Annotated in this window: 16 protein-coding genes and 1 pseudogene; 13 read left to right on the forward strand and 4 right to left on the reverse strand. The window is 38.9% G+C overall.

Translation table 11 applies throughout. The features are described from left to right. The first annotated feature begins 125 nt into the window (after positions 1-125). The 4 genes from AR334_RS08310 to AR334_RS08325 all read left to right on the forward strand — a co-directional run bounded on the left by AR334_RS08310 (position 126) and on the right by AR334_RS08325 (position 4,169). Positions 126-983: an ABC transporter permease subunit gene (locus tag AR334_RS08310; protein WP_066308000.1), complete on the forward strand. Its 858-nt coding sequence runs from the start codon at positions 126-128 to the stop codon at positions 981-983. Then, positions 980-1,945 carry a hypothetical protein gene (locus AR334_RS08315; RefSeq protein WP_066308002.1) on the forward strand — a complete coding sequence of 322 codons (966 nt, stop codon included), beginning with the start codon at positions 980-982 and terminating at the stop codon, positions 1,943-1,945. Before AR334_RS08310 ends, AR334_RS08315 begins: the two co-directional genes overlap by 4 nt. A 329-nt stretch (positions 1,946-2,274) precedes the next feature. Further along, the gene (locus AR334_RS08320; protein ID WP_216638016.1) at positions 2,275-3,375 is read left to right on the forward strand and encodes a serine hydrolase; all 1,101 of its coding nucleotides are present in this window, start codon (positions 2,275-2,277) and stop codon (positions 3,373-3,375) included. A gap of 26 nt (positions 3,376-3,401) precedes the next feature. After that, positions 3,402-4,169, forward strand: coding sequence for a sugar phosphate isomerase/epimerase (locus tag AR334_RS08325; protein WP_066308009.1), 768 nt, complete (start codon positions 3,402-3,404; stop codon positions 4,167-4,169). A 71-nt stretch (positions 4,170-4,240) separates the two neighbouring features. Here AR334_RS08325 and AR334_RS08330 read toward each other — a convergent pair whose 3' ends face one another. The 4 genes from AR334_RS08330 to AR334_RS08345 all read right to left on the reverse strand — a co-directional run bounded on the left by AR334_RS08330 (position 4,241) and on the right by AR334_RS08345 (position 6,120). After that, positions 4,241-5,086 (reverse strand): hypothetical protein, encoded by an 846-nt coding sequence (locus tag AR334_RS08330; RefSeq protein ID WP_253701225.1) that lies wholly within the window; start codon positions 5,084-5,086, stop codon positions 4,241-4,243. 312 nt (positions 5,087-5,398) lie between these two features. Next, complete coding sequence (locus AR334_RS08335; protein ID WP_066308016.1) at positions 5,399-5,536, reverse strand: YvrJ family protein; 138 nt, start codon at positions 5,534-5,536, stop codon at positions 5,399-5,401. A 74-nt stretch (positions 5,537-5,610) separates the two neighbouring features. After that, entirely contained in the window at positions 5,611-5,829 is a 219-nt protein-coding gene (locus tag AR334_RS08340; RefSeq protein WP_066308019.1) for a DUF2922 domain-containing protein, read from the reverse strand. Between the two features lie 72 nt (positions 5,830-5,901). Further along, positions 5,902-6,120 carry a DUF1659 domain-containing protein gene (locus tag AR334_RS08345; protein ID WP_066308027.1) on the reverse strand — a complete coding sequence of 73 codons (219 nt, stop codon included), beginning with the start codon at positions 6,118-6,120 and terminating at the stop codon, positions 5,902-5,904. A gap of 185 nt (positions 6,121-6,305) precedes the next feature. On the opposite strand from AR334_RS08345, the gene AR334_RS08350 reads away from it, so the two are divergent. From AR334_RS08350 to AR334_RS28795, 9 genes and pseudogenes are all read left to right on the forward strand, one after another. Next, positions 6,306-6,506, forward strand: coding sequence for a hypothetical protein (locus tag AR334_RS08350; protein WP_066308029.1), 201 nt, complete (start codon positions 6,306-6,308; stop codon positions 6,504-6,506). A gap of 234 nt (positions 6,507-6,740) precedes the next feature. Next, a complete protein-coding gene (locus AR334_RS08355) occupies positions 6,741-8,186 on the forward strand; it encodes a DEAD/DEAH box helicase (protein WP_066308031.1) in 1,446 nt (481 codons plus the stop codon). Positions 8,187-8,366: 180 nt separating this feature from the next. Further along, positions 8,367-9,440, forward strand: coding sequence for a Wadjet anti-phage system protein JetD domain-containing protein (locus AR334_RS08360; protein WP_156431221.1), 1,074 nt, complete (start codon positions 8,367-8,369; stop codon positions 9,438-9,440). Then, complete coding sequence (locus AR334_RS08365; protein WP_253701226.1) at positions 9,431-10,945, forward strand: hypothetical protein; 1,515 nt, start codon at positions 9,431-9,433, stop codon at positions 10,943-10,945. The genes AR334_RS08360 and AR334_RS08365 overlap by 10 nt, the downstream gene beginning before the upstream one ends. Further along, positions 10,942-11,688, forward strand: coding sequence for a DUF6063 family protein (locus tag AR334_RS08370; RefSeq protein WP_066308041.1), 747 nt, complete (start codon positions 10,942-10,944; stop codon positions 11,686-11,688). The genes AR334_RS08365 and AR334_RS08370 overlap by 4 nt, the downstream gene beginning before the upstream one ends. Beyond that, a complete protein-coding gene (locus tag AR334_RS08375) occupies positions 11,666-16,111 on the forward strand; it encodes a hypothetical protein (RefSeq protein ID WP_066308044.1) in 4,446 nt (1,481 codons plus the stop codon). Before AR334_RS08370 ends, AR334_RS08375 begins: the two co-directional genes overlap by 23 nt. A 282-nt stretch (positions 16,112-16,393) precedes the next feature. Next, positions 16,394-16,573, forward strand: a pseudogene (locus AR334_RS30320) (ATP-binding cassette domain-containing protein); the annotation flags it as partial. A gap of 318 nt (positions 16,574-16,891) precedes the next feature. Further along, entirely contained in the window at positions 16,892-17,182 is a 291-nt protein-coding gene (locus AR334_RS28790) for a hypothetical protein (RefSeq protein ID WP_082692852.1), read from the forward strand. Positions 17,183-17,289: 107 nt separating this feature from the next. Next, positions 17,290-17,502: heterocycloanthracin/sonorensin family bacteriocin (locus AR334_RS28795; protein WP_082692880.1), on the forward strand; the 213-nt coding region annotated here is incomplete at its 3' end.

Here is a 17,502-nt window from a genome sequence, read left to right on the forward strand (position 1 = left end):
CCTGGATTATTCATCCTTATTTAATAATGATTATAGCTTAAAAATAGACTGACTAGTATATTATTGGTAAAATAAACTGACTAGTCGTTTTTCGGGCGCAGTAAGTTAAGTTTGAGGGGGGAAAAATGAAAACACTTGTTCATTATTTCATTCGTTTTACCTGTATCATCACTGGGTTTGCGCTCTTTTTGTCCATCCCAAGACTATTTAATGTTGATACAGGGACCATAGATATTCAGTATGATACCTTTAAAGAAAAGTTTTTGGATACGTTCATTCAGTTTTTTCAAAATTACAGCTTCAAAATGTGGCTAACTCAAGATGTAATAGATCGATATGTCTACACAATGGAAATTTTGATCCTGTCACTATTGCTGATCACGGTGCAAGGATTGATATTGGCCGCGTCTACACTCGTCGGGCCTAATAAGTTCAAGCGACTCTTTAAAAGGTTGCTGGATATGGTTGAAGCCATTCCAGACCTGCTTGTCATTTTCCTGTTTCAGATTACTGTTATCTATATTTACAAGAGCACAGGGTTAAAGCTATTTCAATTGTATGGATTCACCGGGACTCCTTATTTTATTCCCGTAGTGGTCATTTCCTTTTTGCCTTCCTTATTTTTGGCGCAATTTTGGGCAAATGTATTTGAAGAAGAGACCCAAAAAGATTATGTGACCTATGCAAAGGCGAAAGGAATGGGGCTCTCCAGAATTTATCTGGTTCATATGCTTCGCAATACGTTGCCTATGTACATGGTCCAGCTTAGGACAGTGGTATGGATGGTTCTTTCCAACATGGTTTTGATTGAATTTATGTTTAAAATTAAGGGATTCACCGAAGTTCTTGGGAATATATTTTTTCAGCCTGTTTCCCAAGTGTTGTTCAACTTTATTCTGTTTGCCCTCCCGATTATTCTGGTGGATTTGATTGTTAGATTCATTTCGTATAAGACAAGGGGAAAAGAAGAGGTTCGGTTATGAAAAAATATAAAATCACCATTGCAGGTTCTTTGATTATTCTGGGCATCCTGATCGCCAGCTGTCTCTATCCCTTTTACGGGCCGCCTGATTATAACAAAGAGATGTTAAGATACGACGGGCAGGGGGATTTGATTGGACGTGCTCCGTTCCCTCCTTCTTTAGGTAAAATATTTGGTACCAATCCCAATGGAGAAGATATGTTTCTTGTAGTTTTGGATGGTGCCAAGTACACGATTTTGACGGCACTTATTGTCACGTTTTTTCGGCTGCTGCTAGGGGTGATCACGGGAACCATCCTGTCCTTTTGCCACCCCAACATCAAAACCTATTTTAAAGATTTTTTTATTGGCTTTCGGTATGTACCGAGCATCATTATCGCCATTTTGCTTATGCTGCCGGTAACGGTTAGATATACGGGAATACCAATTGGTGTTGTTATCACCTATCAAATTGCTATTTTATTCATTGTTGCCTTTCCATCTGTTGCAGTGACCACAGCAGATCTAGTGGAGGAGTTGAAAAAACAAACCTTTATCAAGAGTTCTTATTTAATGGGGGCAAATCATTGGTTTATCGTTAGGAAGCACTTGTTTCCGTATTTACGATCCTATGGGCCGTTGATCGGAGTCCAACAGTATATGAACACACTAGTGTTGATGATGCACCTGGGTATCTTTTCCGTTTTTATTGGCGGCCCGCAAATTGGCGGTATTAACGACGGTTCCGATGATTCTCCTTTGGCCTCATTATCAAATGAATGGTCGGGATTGATCGGACAAAATTTCAAGTTCTTACTTCATTATCCATGGGTTGAACTAATTTCAGTTTTAGGATTTTTCTTGTTAATTATCATCATGAATTTGATAAAGAGAGAATTAACCGCCAATATGCAAGATATTCTGATGTATTCTAATTCTGTAAGAAAGCACACAAAAAAAGGGGATACCCCAAAAACGGCATAAAGGAATAAAGGGTATATACACAAAGAAGAAGTATTAGGGTGTGAAAGTAAAGAGCACAAAATAGGCTAGTTTTTAGACGACTTGCTGATTTTGGGCTCATTTTATTCCATATAAGGAATTCGGCACATGGTTAGGAATAGCAGTGTGATAGAAAAAGGGATATGATGGAGATAGTTAATGGGTTGCGAATATACGTAGTCTTCTGTCAATATTTTTTATTAGCCAAAAATAGTTGGAATTTGGATTGGGTTCAATGGTTTAGAAGTAAGATGGACTGGTCAATTGATTTCAAGTATTTTAATATAAATTAATATTGGATGGCGATTTATATGAGAAAACGTAAATGGGAGAAAAGGAAAACACTGAAAGTAGTCTTAATCCTATTTCTGGTTGTTGCTGCTGGATTCGGTGGTTATTCTCTTTATGGTTCATATAAAATCAATCAATTAGCGGAAATGACATTTAAGGAAATGCTTGCTTATACAACCAAAAATAATAAGGACGCCGTTATCACTGTAGGAATTATTAAGGATGGCAAAATGGCATATAACGTTTATGGAGAGAATGGTATGGAATTACCCCAAGAAGAGCATATCTATGAAATTGGCTCTATTACAAAAACCTTTACGACATCATTGCTGTGTAAAGCTATTAGTGAGGGAAGGGTCAGTCTTGAGGATTCTATTGAAAAGTATTTGAGTCTTCAGAAGAGAGACTATTATCCAACAATCCAAAAGCTAGTGACGCATACGTCCGGTTATCGAGGATACTATTTTGAAAAGCCAATGATTTCCAATTTCCTACACAAAGAAAATGATTTTAACGGAATATCAGAGGAGATGCTCTTGGATAGAATCGGGAAAATTAATGTGGAAAATTCCGACTACCCGTTTAAGTATTCTAATTTTGGAATGGCAACTATAGGTGCCGTGCTCGAGCAGGCATATGGAAAAGATTATACACCATTGATGAATGACTATATTTCAGATGATTTAGGACTTACAAATACAAAAATATCAGATCGTTCTGGTGATCTGGGTCATTATTGGAAATGGTCAGAATCAGATGCCTATTTGCCGGCAGGTGCAATATTGTCTAATATTACCGATATGATGCAGTATGCCGAGATTCATATGCGAGAAAAACCAGATTATCTCTCAATCGCACATAAGGGATTAGCTGAAGTAAATGCATCATCTGCCAGTAATGAAAAAATGGGAATACATATTGATTCGGTTGGGGTTGGCTGGATGATTGATCATGAAAATAATATTATTTGGCATAATGGTGGAACAGGAAATTATAACAGCTATATTGGATTTGATCAGGAAAATCAAGTTGGGGTCGTGATATTATCAAATTTGCCACCTAATTATAGAATTCCTGCTACTGTCATGGGAATTGAAATTCTGACTTCTTTACAAGAGTGATCATAAAAATAGAAAAAGGTGAACGTATGTCGAGAGTTGTTGCTTTAAATACACTTGCCTATCAACAAGTGTTCTCAGAAAATAAAGATTGCAGCCAAGCGGATGTATTGAAAGAATTAAAATCTGCAGGCTTTCAATATGTTGAGGTTCGTAGAGAATATTTCAAAAATGGTCAAGCTGAAATGGACAGGATTACTGACATATCCAGGGAACAGCAATTGACCCTGTTTTACTCTGTACCCGATGAATTATTTAAAGAAAATAAGCTAAATCCTGCAGTGGAAGGGTATTTTGAAGAGGCGAAACAACTGCAGGCTGTTCAAGTGAAATTGACTTTGGGGGATCTGAATGATTTAACCCGACTACATGCCAACCAAATCGCTGCCTTATTAGAGAGCACAGGGATTAAATTAGTCATTGAGAATGACCAAACAAAAGAAAAAGGCAGTGCAAACAAGCTAAAAGCTGTGATGGAACAAGCTGCTCAACATGGTTTACCAATAGGGGTAACTTTTGATACTGGAAACTTCGTGTATATCAATGAAAACCCAGTTGAGAGTGCGCAACAGTTGAAGTCGTTTGTCCACTATATCCATATCAAAAATGTCCAAAAGACAGATACGGGTATTGAGGTAACAGATATCGAATCCGGTGATCTCCCTATCCAGGACATTTTACGAGAATTTCCTGAAACGGTCCCATGTGCCATTGAATATCCATGTGGTGAACAGGACAGGATTATCGAAAAATTATTGCATGAGAGAAATTTGCTGGTTGAAAGATTTGGCCGCTAATCAGTTTAAAGACGCAGGTTTTATACTTTGATCTGTTCTTTAAAAAATTCAGGAGAATTTTATGGTTTGAGTTAAAGGTTGCCCAATACTCGATCTACAATCGGATTATTGCTGAAAGGATCGTCGTATTTCGTAGTAGGATAGCCATATTCTCCATAAAGTGCATCATAATACCGGCGCATAAATTTACCATTAAGAACCCCATAAAAGTATGCGACCGGTTTTCTGACGGCATTCGTGAATTTTAGTTTGCGAATCAGCTGTTTAAACGACTCTATTGCCACTTCCAGCATACGTTCGGTTTCCTTTTCGCTATTATTGCGATAGGCAGCGATCTGGGTCATGTGCCAGAACTCCTCGATGGTTTTTGCGTCTGAATAGAAATACTTAACCAGTTGGACAAATTCCTGAGGAACACGATTGCTCACATAGGTATGATCAAATTCAAGCGTTTCTTCTTTACGTTTTTTTATCTCTTGATCTTTTTCAGTTTTTAAAAGATTACTAGTTTCTTTTGGCTGGTTCATTTTTTCCGGTTTGGGTGGTTCATTGGATGGAAAACGATTAAACACATATAAATTGCTAGACTGCGAGCCATTCTTTCTTTCGGTTTCATGGACGGTGATGATTCCAAGCTCTCTAGCCTTAAGGACCATTCGCTTGAACGTAGAACGGGAAATGCCATTGTCCTGAAATTCCTCATGAATGACTTTAAGGATTGTTCCAATCTTGGCATTGGCAACACCAGGAAGTTTGGCCGCGAAACGGACCAGCCGTTTTAATCCAAGTAATTCCCCTTTAGAAAAATCCTCCTTATGTTCTAATAACCACAACTCCATATGATGATTGAATTCTGTGAGACTAGCAAATTTCGAATACTCTTCAAAAAGTTGAATGCATCCAGATTTTAAACTCATGATTTGTTGCCACCCTTCATCGCTTTGACCTTTATCAGGCACCTCAACAATAACGGGTTTGGCAGCATAAATCGAATCACCAAAAATCCAATTTGAGGCCAATTTTGAGTCTTAAAGTGCGTTTTTTTGCTTCAAAAATGATTTTTGAAGCCGATTTTGGCAATTTAGGTCATTTTTGCACATATTTTTTACGACAGAATCTATTTAAAGAATTAGACTTGGATACCACTATGTTGGCAAAATTTTGTAAAAAAATTAGAACCCCAAGTCTATGAATGGGGTTCCGCGTCTGATTACGTACTCGGATTTGGTCTAGCCTTTCATTCGCTCTGGCAGATTTTGAATCGATTGGACCACTAAATCAAGCTTGGATTCAATCCGGTAAAGTAGATAAAGGGTCACAACGATAGGGAAGCCTACCTCGCTGACGAGGGGGATGAGTTGATCCACGAGTGTTCACTCCTTTCCTAGCGGTTTTTATAAAAAGAGGCCGGGTTCATCAACTGAATCCGGCCTCCCTACCATTAAACAATCTCGTATTCTACGACGTTGCGATCGATAACGCGGGCACCTTTGGCTTCCACGTATCTGCCACTGGCCGATGTGAAAACCGCCGCTGCAATGATTTGCTCCATCGCTTGCTTGACTGCCGCTTCGTCAATCGGTTCCTTTGGGTTGTCCAAGGAAAGGCGGGCGGTTTTGCCAAGCTCCGTGCCAAATTGCAATTCCAATGTTTTTGCCATGTGATTCACCTCCTTTGTGATGCCGGCCGCCGTTTTGACGGTTGGGCACCAGTTTTATCGTCACCCTCAAAATTAAGCGGTGATTTCAGTGCTGTCGTTACGTTCCGTTTTGTTTAGCGGGTCGTTGCATAAAGAGGCAATCGCCTGTGATGCCTGGAATAACTGATCAACCGTTACTTCCTTTCTCACATTGCTAAATGTCTTGGATTTGTAAATCGGTTTACCAAGGTCATCTAATCCTGCTTCAAATACCAAGCGAAGCTTAGTGCCTTCTAATAATCCCTGTGCCATGAGTCCCTCACCTCCTTTCACCCTCTATATATGGTTTTTTGGGTGAAAAAGGACAGGGTGGGGGAACTTTTAAAAAAAATACTAGAAACGTGTTAAATAGGGCTGCTTTGGAGAACTAACAATGATAAAAAAGATTTCTTTAGTTTTCAGGACTTTATTAGTATTCTAGTTAAGAAGTGCAGTCGATGGCGATAAAGTTACACTCACCAATGGGCCAAATACCAGAACTCAAAATTGTAGATGAAAAAATCAAAGCAGACGAATTTGACTATGTAGCTGTTGGACGTGCACTACTAGCTGATTCAGAATGGGCAGTAAAACTCAAAAATGGTAATCTTAATCAAGTATTGCATTATACTAAGGAATCCGAGAGATACCTGAATTAATTACACGTATCTTTGATGAAAATAGTGTCGAGGATTTCGACATAATACGGTGGTTGCGGGCGGTGACAGGCACTGTAACCAAAAGTATCCCATCGCCCAATGCCGGCAGTGTTACTCATTCATTTTTGCCTGCATTTCATGTATAATGAACCATAATTCAGATTATGCATATGATATTTCTTCGAGAGAAATCCTATAGATAAGCCGGATAATACATAAAAACGAGGTTAATACATGAGTGAAAAAAGTTTTGAGGGTTATAATTTAAGCGATGAAATAAGAAGATCTTTAGAGGCATTAAAATATGAAGCTCCGACAGAGGTTCAGAGTAAAGTCATTCCTTTAGCATTGGCAAATCAAGATCTTGTCGTAAAATCTCAAACAGGCAGCGGCAAGACTGCGTCCTTTGGAATTCCTATTTGCGAAATGATTGAATGGGAAGAAAAATTGCCACAGGCCTTAATCCTTACACCAACCAGAGAGTTGGCTGTTCAAGTTCGCGAAGACATTAAGAATATTGGAAGGTTTAAACGGATCAAAGCAATGGCCGTTTACGGAAAAGAACCTTTTACGAAACAAAAAGAAGAATTGAAACAAAAAAACCATGTAGTTGTTGGTACCCCAGGTCGTGTTATCGATCATATTGAGAGAGAAACCCTGGTTTTAGATAATATTAAGTATCTAATTATAGATGAAGCTGATGAAATGCTTAATATGGGTTTTATAGATGAAGTAGAAACAATTATAAATGAACTCCCTTTAAACAGAGTAACAATGGTATTTTCAGCAACATTACCTAAGGATGTTGAAAATCTCTGCCATAAGTATATGGGAAATCCTGTTAATGTCGAGATTGAGGCTACTGGGATCACGGCAGATACAATAGAACATCGTCTAATCGAAGTAAAGGAAGATGAAAAAATTCCACTCCTTAAGTCCGTTACCGTCGTTGAAAATCCAGACAGCTGCCTTATTTTTTGCCGAACCAAAGAACACGTCGATACTGTCTATACGAAATTGGAAGAATCCAATTATTCTTGTGAAAGACTCCATGGCGGATTAGATCAACAAGATCGGTTTGCTGTAATGGATGGATTCAAAATGGGAAATTTTCGTTATTTAGTTGCCACCGACGTAGCAGCACGAGGGATTGATATTGATAATGTGACACTTGTTATCAACTTTGATGTTCCAATGGAAAAAGAAAGTTATGTCCACCGGACAGGCCGAACCGGTCGCGCAGGAAATGAAGGAAAAGCGATTACGTTTGCGACACCTTATGAAGGAAAATTCGTTAAAGATATTGAACGGTATATTGGCTTTGAAATTCCAATAATGGATGCGCCTAAGCCACATGAAGTTGCTGGTAAAAAAGCTGCTTTCGAAGAAAAAATCAGCGGCCGACGAGTCGTAAGAAATAATAAAACCGCCAGAATTAACCAAGATATCATGAAACTATATTTTAGCGGTGGAAAAAAGAAGAAGCTTCGTGCGGTAGATTTTGTTGGCACGATTGCGAAAATTCCTGGAGTAACTGCTGATGATATTGGGATTATTACGATCCAAGATCAAATGTCCTATGTTGATATTCTGAATGGAAAAGGCTCGCTCGTTTTACAAGCCATGGAGAATGCAACCATAAAAGGGAAGAAGCTAAAAGTTAGTAAAGCCCTAAAATAATTATATCCTGAATTCAAGTGCCTGACCCCCGACGATTTAAAGCGTTACAGCGCCGGGGGGCAGGCACCATTTTATGTTAAGAAATTTTCATTTACCAACCATAACGCAACTAGTCTATAATAAAAGGATGTCCAAAAAAGTAATAGGAGTCTATTCATGACTCCAAGAAGATGTAAGTAGGTGAGTACAATCGACATCATAGAAACACGGGTGAGGGGTTTTATTGCTGATATTCAACACCCAAAACAAAAAAAGAAAATGAATAGTAACGATTTGGAATTTCAGTTGCGCAAGTTAATGGATGATTATTTTGAAATGGACGGTTATTCGTTGTTTTATCGCGCAATCCAAACATTGCAAGCCGAAGGAATGCTTATCCCGATTCAAAATAATCAATACAATGGGAAAACACCTGCGCTTGCCTTATATTACTGGGTAAATAAAAAAGTTCAGGCTGACAAATGGGATCGTCTTGAGATGATGAAATTAAGTGATCAATTTGATTTTTCCTATTATGAACGGCATCCCGAATGGCAGACAGAGGATGAATGGCAGCGAATCCAGAATGTATATACGTTTCTAAAGTCCAGTCAGGAACGGGAACTCGTATCAGTAGAAGAAAGAAGCCTCGAGCTGTTTGGTCATGAAAAATTCTTATTGGATCATGATAGTTTTCCTGATGGAAAAGGCTTTTTAACTAGGATTGGCCTATCAGAAGACCGACTTAAAGTGGTGAACTACGGGGAGCCTTTTGTGTTTTGGATGAAACAAGGAAAAGAATTAAAAGATATTCAGAGAGTACTAATCGTCGAAAATCTATCTTTCTTTCATACTTCTATTAAATTATTGGAAGATAATCAACTCGATTATGAGCCAGAACTCATTATTTATGGGGAAGGCACGAAAATTGAACGGAGCTTCTCCTTTTTCTTTCGAATGTTTCCGCCAAAGTCCTATCTTTTCTACTACGCAGGAGATCTTGATGCCGCTGGTTACGGAATCCTCATACGGCTTATAGAAAAATATCCAGATTGTAGTATTCAGCCTGCCTTAAAAATCTATCGTAAAATGCTAGAATGTTTAGACCAAAAAAATGACCAGAAAATCGGTCAAACACAAAACCTCAAATACCGTGATTTATTTTTTCAATGGTTTACAGAAGAGGAGCAAGCACTATTACGGCAATTATGGCAGGAAAATAAGAGAATTCCTCAAGAGGTCTTAACCGTGGAAACATGGAGGCGATGGACGTGAACGAATCATGGGAAGGGTTTGGCAAGCGTTTGCAACGATTAAATCCACTGTTTGAGCTTGGCAGGGGAATGGAAGTAGGAGAGCTAAAGCCTTATATCCAAAGTATTCTGATGCAGGTGCTCCTTACCATCTTTTATCGAGAATTAAATGATGATGATCATAGAAGCAAATCAGATATCAAGTATATGGTAGAAGATTCCATTAAGCAAATGAAGCTGTTGGCAGACGATAAGCAAATTGATCGGATTACAAGCGGGCTATTATATCAGGGAAAAGAAGAGTTTAGCAAACCGTTTGAAGCCTTATATTACGATGAAATAAGACAATCATGGGATACCCAGGTCTTCCGATATGTCACAATGGATGAAATCTATACAAATTTAGAGCTTGGCGGATCGATTGTTTATAAACTTACAGATGTTTCTCAGGAAATGATTTTTATGAGCAGGGAAATGGCAGAGGAATTCTCGATAACGATTGAACAGCTCTATAGTATGCAGCTCATTAAAAACGGTAATTTTAGAAAAGCTACCCGAAACCTCGATCACCTCATTTCACGCGTAAACCGCTTAATGGCAAAGGAATTCACTTTCCAGAAGGAAATGATTAACAATCCTAAAATCTTGCTGATGGAAGAAGAATGGCAAAGGGCAGACAATCGCGTTGAAATTGAAAAGCAATTTGAAGAAGAAAAAAATCACTTCCGTACGATTACGAGGATGATAGAAAAAACGAAACGAAGTAATGAAGCCGATGAGGCGATCCAAAAAGAATTGATGCTTCTCCAAGAAAAAATTGGCCATACAAGGCAGCTGCATGATCGTTTTGCCAAGCTTGTTATTCAAAATATCTCGTATGAGATGAAATTAAAAGCAGAAAATCCTTCCTTGTTTTGGGAAACCAGTCTGGTTTCATTTCGAGAACATCTTTATGAAAATTGGTTCATGAAGGAAGGGTTTAAAAGTTTCGAGACCATCGAAAGAGTACTTTCTCCCTTATTTTCACCGAAGAATGAATTTATTTTGCCGCTTGATTGGATCTGGGGAGAACAGGAATTCGATGAAAAACAACTAAGTGATGCCGTAATCGAAGAAGAATCAGAAGAAAGTGTTGCTCGTCCACGAGTGACGAACTGGGATTCTGTTGTTAAGGCATGGAGTTATGTTTTTCAGCATTTACAAACATACGGAGAATTTTCATTAGCAGATTTATCCACGCTGCCATTAGAAGTGCAGGATATGTGGTTTGAAGAATCTGAAACGATTGATTTATGGATGATGTTTGATAAAAAACCGTTGAAGGTTCAAGTGTTGCATCGGAAAGAAGAAACATTAAGTGACGAGAGGGAAATTCTCCTTTATAAATTAATGCAGGAATATCCACAATTTCAAACTTTTGAAGGCATAAAACTCTTTACTATGTTTGATCACCGAGCAGAGCCTCATTATTGGTATCAAATGAAAATTACCCCGTTTAAGCTATGTGTACTGGAGGAAAAAAGATGAGTGCAGAATCAATCAAAAAAGCATCAGCTGTCTATTTTACTCTATTAAAAGATAAAGTAATTGACGAAAATAGCGAACACTTCCAGACGTATTTTGAGCCGGAAGTGAGACAGACCGTTCTTTTATTGGCGGACGAATCAGGTACATATATCATTGAATCGCCTAAACGGATTCACTTAGTTGTCCAGCCCACCGGCTCTGTATTTGCCACGAATTTTACCCATTTAAAGGACAAGCATCGGCAGGTGGAAACGAAAAAGCATTTTCATCTAATCAGCATTGTGATTATGGCTTTCCTTGCAGCCATCGACCAAAATCAGGCTGCAAAAATCCGAACAAAGCGTGAAGGGATTAGCTATTACGCATTGGAACGTCTTGTCAACGATCTCATTACAAATTGGGAAAGCATCCTTAAAGCAAAACCTAATTTTGGCGAAGAGGAAAGAATTGATATGAAGGATGTTGTGACAACGTGGAAATACATGGAGGTTGACAATGATGATTATGGCACCAAAAAAGGCAATCGGCGGACCAGAATCGGTTTAGTTGCCAGTTCGATGCGATTGTTAGAGGCTGAGGGACTGATCATCATTCTTGACCGGGATGATATTCCAAAGGCACTTCCTAAACAAGAGCTTTTTGAGCGGATTGAATACCTGTATCACGACTACGATCGTTATGAATTATTTAAAAAGTTAATGATAATGGAGGAGGGGGAGCATGCCGAAAATCCATCGAATTAGAATTGTAGGCCTGAAGTATGATGGCATGCAAAAGCAATATAAAGATACCACCTTTAACTTTCATAATGAAGAAACATCCACAAATGGCCTGATAGCGATGATGAATGGGGGCGGGAAGGGTGTGTTCCTGCAAACCATCTTCCAAATTCTCAAGCCTGGGACTTCATGGGGAAAACAAAACAATCGTTACTATCAGCAGTTCTTTTTTAATAATAAAGAACAATTTATTCCTTATACGTTTCATGTTGTCATTCAATGGGAATTAGACGGTGCCGACCGTCGGCACCTGGTAACCGGAGGAATGTTCTCCGCCGAACAGCGGATTTCAATGAGTGAAGAAGGCGGAAATGAAAGCAAAACTTTGGAACAGGAAGCGAAGATCCTCCCTAATATTACCTTTTATACAAGAGAATTTGAGCGGAAAGAAGAGGCATCACTAGAGCATATTCCACTCTTTGAAAATGATGAGGTTGCTGAAACCGAAAGCTTGAAGGACTATTTAAAATGGAATGGATATGACGTTTACAAAGATAGCAAGAAGCACTATCGCATTCTTGATACATACGGAATTAACCGTAAAGACTGGGATATTATGAAAGAGATTAACAAAGATGAAGGCGGAGTTGGGAAATATTTTGAGGGAGCGGAGGATGATCATTCCCTGTTACAAAAACGAATTATTCCTACTGTAAGTCAAGTCTTGCACAGAACAGAACATCAAAAGAATGATCTTGTCGAGATATTCAAGAGTCAGGCAAGTATTGCCAAGGATTTACCTGTTCTTTTGAAAAGAGAACAAGCACATAAAGAATTTTTGGAAGACATTATCCCTTTTGAAGAAAACCTGGCAAAAGGAGTAGAGCATAAAGAAATTGTTACGGGCAGTGTACAGGTAGGAAGAAAATTGCTTGGTGCGCTTCAGCATTTGAAGCAAACAGAAGAGGAAACGCTGGTTACTATAGCGAAAGACATGGAAAAATTAAAGCTGCGGCAAGCGGATTTACGCTTTCAACAAGACAATTTAGAGTTTGCAAAAGCTCACAGAGAGGTACTAGATTGGGAGAAAAAATTAGTAGAGGAAAAAAATAAGCATGCTTCCTTACAAGAATTTGTAAAAGAAAAACAGGAACGAAAAAAACAGCTGGACTTTCAACTGCTATTGAAAGAGTGGAGTGAAAACGAACAAAGTATTCGCTCTCTTTCACAGCAGATCGCGACATTAGAACAAAATAGCGGTTTAGAGCAAGTGAATCAAAGAATGGGCGAAATCAAAAAAGAAGCTAGCAAACAATGGGAGCAGTCTTATCTATCCATACAAGAATCAGTTAAGCAATATTTGGGGTATGAAAAGTTCTTAACGAAAAAAGGAAATGACCTGTCACAGCAGGATAAACAAAAGACTCTAGAGATTGCCCAGCTTAGTTCCGAAATTGACTTCCTTTATACGCAAATGCAAACATTTGAGTTGGAGGAAGAAAACCTGATCAAGGAATTTGGCGACCGCTTATCCTATGATTTAAGAGGCTTTATCGAGTTTCTATTTAAGCAAATTGAAGATAAAAAGGCCAGGTTAGAAGAGCTGAAGGCAAACGAAAAAGAATCGAGAGAATTGCTAAACACATTAGCCACCTCCCATGGGACACTCGTTCAATCCATTCAGTTTTCAGAAGAAAAATGTGAAGAGTTAAAAGCTGCAAATGAAGAACAAAAGCAAAAAGAAGCAAAACTAATAGATAGGCTTCATGGGTTAATAGATGATGTCACAGTACCTTTAACTCATGCGCTTCTTTCGAAATATGCCCTACAGATTGAAGAGATACTAGGCAATAATCGAGAACAGGGTGAACAAATAAAAAAAGATTTATGGGAAATACAATTGGATCATTCCTTAAATGATGAGCACTTCTGGATTCCCAATAAAGATGTGAAAGAATTAAAGGAATGGATTGATGAAAAGACTGGTATTGATGTGTTTTATGGAACCCAGTTTCTTCAATCTTTAAGTAATGAGGAACTGGTCAATTATCTATTATCTTATCCACTTCTTCCATATGGATTAATCGTAAGCGGGCAGCAATGGCAAAAAATTAATCAGCAGGTTCTTTCAGGAAGAATGTTTAAAAGCCCAGTTCCGATTTTCCTGCGCGAGGAAATGAACAGCGAACATCACCAGCCATCCTTTGTCATTATTAACGGAACAGAGAAAGAGCTATTAACGGATAAAAATCAATTTACCAACTGGAAAATTAGTATTGCTAAACAAATAGAAGAAAAGAAAGAAGCCCTTATTGAAATTGAAAAAACAGAAACTTCCTTGCGTCGTATTTTAAAAGAAATCGATCGATTCCTGTCACGTGATCTTGCTGTTGATATGGAGAGAGCTTTGAATCAGGAACAGAACTCCCTTCTTTCCAAGATGGTTCAATTACAAGAAAACACAACCCAACAGCAAAAACAAAAAGAATTACAGCGCCAGCTAAAAGAAAAGTTGGAGACTACAAAGGTAAAAATCGAAAAGCTGACTAGAGATGTAGGGAAAATAGAAGATTATGAACGAGATAAGCTAGTTCAGCAAGAAAATAACCGTGTAAAAATAGAGAAAGAAAAACGCAAGGAAACGTTAATTTTAGGGCAAAAGGAAATTGTAAAAGAGCATCAAAATAATGTTGAACTGCAAAAAAAATGGCATCAAACCTATTTAGAATGGAAGGTTACAACCGAACAAAATATAAAAGAGATTGGCCTCTTTATTGAAACAGCGGTTTTTCCTGCTGATGAAAAAACAGAAGCTTGTGAAGAAGTTCCACGTTTATCACCACATTTATTGGAGGAGATCAATGGCAGCATTGAAGAGCTAAAGCAGCTTCAAAAATCAAAGGAAGAACAGGCTAGAGAATTACTGGTTATTCAAGCGAAAAAAGAAACGGAACAAAAGCAGCAAAAGAAATTAGAGAAAAAACTCGATACCCAAAACAAGGAGTGGAAGGAAGCTCCGGAACCCCATGAACCGATAAGTATATTAGAAAATCTGTTGCAGACTGCACAGAAGGAAGCAAAAACGGCAGAAAAAGAAGAACGGGAACAAGGAACAGCTGTAACCGTCGCGGAAACGTCTCTAAAACATGCGTCTGAACAGCGTGACAAAGCGGCAAAAAAAATATCAAAGCATGAACAACAGCCTGAAGAATGGGAAGACCTTGACTTAGATGTAAAGGCGATTGAAATAAAAGACCAAACAAAACAAACGCTAGAGGAAATAAAGCAGGCTGAAAAGCTTCAAAAAGAAGCAGAATCGAACATCACTGGCTATGAAGGGGATTTGTTAACTTTATCCGTGATCCTCAAGGAGGACGCGGCAGCATTTACTGATACGGATTTAGAAAAAGTGAAAAATCAAGGTAAAGCATGCATCCTTTCCTGGTGTGAAAAACATCAAGCCATTCAGGAAGAAGGTAAGGAAAAGCATGCGAAAATCGAACAATCGTTACGAAATTTAAAGCTGACCATTGAAGGGAAAGATTGGGAGATTCGCTTTAAAAATGAAGTATTAACCACTTTAGACCATATGGATACGAGGCATTATTCCCATATTCAAAGTGTCGTTAAAAATATGAAGCGCTTCTCACAAAGTGGTTTGGAACAATTAGAACGGGACAAAGAAAGGGCAGAAAAGGCGCAAAACTTCTGGGCAAGCCGTGCCAGCATGAAGGTCATGAGCATTTCAGAGGGGATTCGTTCGATGATTGCAAAAATGAAGCTGAAAAATGAACGAGGGGCTTTCCCACTTGTCCAGCTAAAAGAAGACATCTTACCGAAAAAGCCGGAAGATATCGAGCCGCTGCTGAAGCAGCATTTTGTAGCTGCGATAAACAAAATTACCAAACAATTTGATACGATAGATTCTAATAATCAAGCCGTTGATCAAGAAATTAAACAACTCATTAGTGATGAGCAAATTCTGTTTGTCTCACTGCGAAATCGTTATCCAGAGCTGCTTGTCTATAATATGAGAACCGATAATGCCTTTATGTACGGAAAACCGCAAAGGGAGCATTATTCAACCTGGCAGACCATTAATCAAGGTTCAAGGACGAAATCAGATGGCAGTGGGGGACAAAAGCTGTCCGCCCGAATGGTGATGATGATGATGTTATTGTCTGTTAAAAACGAATCAGACCAAAGCTGGGTCCCTTTAGTCTGTGATAATCCGTTCGGACAAGCGGCGTCAGCACATGTCCTCGACCCGATCTTCTCAGTCGCCGAAAAACTGAAGTTCCAATTCATCGTCGTCACTCCGCCCGAACTGGTAAAAACGGAAATCAGCCAACGATTTGATGCCTATTATAAATTGGACTTCATTCGCGAAAAAGGAAAAGAAATTGTTTCGGACACCATCGTCCCAGCCTATCGAATTTACCAGTGAGCTTGAACAATAGGATAATTGTCCAAGATTCAACGGTGCAGCAATAGTTTCTTTTGCATACACCGGATAATGACAATAATCGAGCCCGAGAGCCAATCTCGGGTTCTTTTTGTTGAATTAGCTTTTAAAAATAGTGACCATTACTAAACAGATGGCACTAAGTAATATGACTTTTATTGTTTTACCATTGGTTACAAAGCTTCCATGTAAATGTAGGCAATTTATTAGAGTCTTTATAAATTCTTTATTTTCCCACTTTTTCCCAATCTATTAAAGATTGATCGGAAAGATAGAGTACAAGAGGTTATCAAGATTGTCGGGTTAGCCGGCAGGGAAAATGATAAAGTACGGACCTACTCGATGGGCATGAAACAACGATTGGGGATTGCTCAGGCGATTCTGGGCAAGCCGCGATTTCTTATTTTAGATGAGCCAACTAATGGCTTGGATCCAATTGGAATGCCCTTCCAATAAGCAAATTTCCCTTCCTGACTTAACCGTTCAATCCGCCAGTAGTACTCATTCTTTGCTATTTCAGCTATTTGGCGTCTATCTACTTCTCTAGCCAGATTTGATCATTTTTCACAATACAACGCACTGCCCATATACCTCCTCAACGTAAAATAGGCTATTGATTCAGTAACAGCGACCTATAAGAAAACATAATTTGTTGATGAGAGTACACATCGTATCTAATGTTTATATATCCGATTCTGATAATTTTACTTGTCAACTCTCTACTCAGGCTTAACTCATAATAAATACAAAGGGGAGGAAGAAATGCAGAGTTTTCATAATGAGCTTCAAGGATTGGCAATTGATCCTTATCAAGCTGGTCAGTTAGTTCCAGTTGGTCAACAAATCGAGGATTCACGCCTTTGGGGGCGTTGTGGCGGCTTTCGTTGTGGTTTTGGTTGCGGTTTTCGTTGTGGTTTTGGTTGCGGTTTTCGTTGTGGCGGCTTTGGTTGCGGCTTTGGTTGTGGTTTTGGGTGCGGCTTTGGTTGCGGCTTCGGTTGCGGCCTCGGTTTCGGTGGATTTGGCTGTTTTGGCATCGGTTTTGGTTTTATTTAATTGGTTTGGCTTTTCATCATTTCTAAAGTTTAATTACACGACTCTAATAAATAATTTTCAACTCCAACTCAGGATAAATTCTCAATAAATACAAAGGGGAGGAAGATATGCAGAATTATCAATATGAGCTTCAAGGGTTGGCTTTTGACCCATTTCAAACGGGTCAGTTAGTATCAATGGACATCCAGAACCAGGATCCGCGTATGTTTGGTATGCGCTGTGGCGGCTTCGGTCGTTGCGGTGGCTTCGGTCGTTGTGGTGGCTTCGGTCGTTGCGGTGGCTTCGGTCGTTGCGGTGGCTTCGGTCGTTGTGGTGGCTTC

Origin of the sequence: Bacillus sp. FJAT-29814, from assembly GCF_001510715.1 — a bacterium.
Classification (GTDB): domain Bacteria; phylum Bacillota; class Bacilli; order Bacillales; family Cytobacillaceae; genus Neobacillus.

Excerpts from the sequence above, each read along its gene's own strand:
- AR334_RS08310 (WP_066308000.1), top strand. The coding sequence starts at position 126 with ATGAAAACACTTGTTCATTATTTCATTCGTTTTACCTGTATCATCACT.
- AR334_RS08315 (WP_066308002.1), top strand. The coding sequence starts at position 980 with ATGAAAAAATATAAAATCACCATTGCAGGTTCTTTGATTATTCTGGGC.
- AR334_RS08320 (WP_216638016.1), top strand. The coding sequence starts at position 2,275 with ATGAGAAAACGTAAATGGGAGAAAAGGAAAACACTGAAAGTAGTCTTA.
- AR334_RS08325 (WP_066308009.1), top strand. The coding sequence starts at position 3,402 with ATGTCGAGAGTTGTTGCTTTAAATACACTTGCCTATCAACAAGTGTTC.
- AR334_RS08330 (WP_253701225.1), bottom strand. The coding sequence starts at position 5,086 with ATGAGTTTAAAATCTGGATGCATTCAACTTTTTGAAGAGTATTCGAAA.
- AR334_RS08340 (WP_066308019.1), bottom strand. The coding sequence starts at position 5,829 with ATGGCAAAAACATTGGAATTGCAATTTGGCACGGAGCTTGGCAAAACC.
- AR334_RS08345 (WP_066308027.1), bottom strand. The coding sequence starts at position 6,120 with ATGGCACAGGGATTATTAGAAGGCACTAAGCTTCGCTTGGTATTTGAA.
- AR334_RS08350 (WP_066308029.1), top strand. The coding sequence starts at position 6,306 with ATGGCGATAAAGTTACACTCACCAATGGGCCAAATACCAGAACTCAAA.
- AR334_RS08355 (WP_066308031.1), top strand. The coding sequence starts at position 6,741 with ATGAGTGAAAAAAGTTTTGAGGGTTATAATTTAAGCGATGAAATAAGA.
- AR334_RS08365 (WP_253701226.1), top strand. The coding sequence starts at position 9,431 with ATGGACGTGAACGAATCATGGGAAGGGTTTGGCAAGCGTTTGCAACGA.
- AR334_RS08370 (WP_066308041.1), top strand. The coding sequence starts at position 10,942 with ATGAGTGCAGAATCAATCAAAAAAGCATCAGCTGTCTATTTTACTCTA.
- AR334_RS08375 (WP_066308044.1), top strand. The coding sequence starts at position 11,666 with ATGCCGAAAATCCATCGAATTAGAATTGTAGGCCTGAAGTATGATGGC.
- AR334_RS28790 (WP_082692852.1), top strand. The coding sequence starts at position 16,892 with ATGCAGAGTTTTCATAATGAGCTTCAAGGATTGGCAATTGATCCTTAT.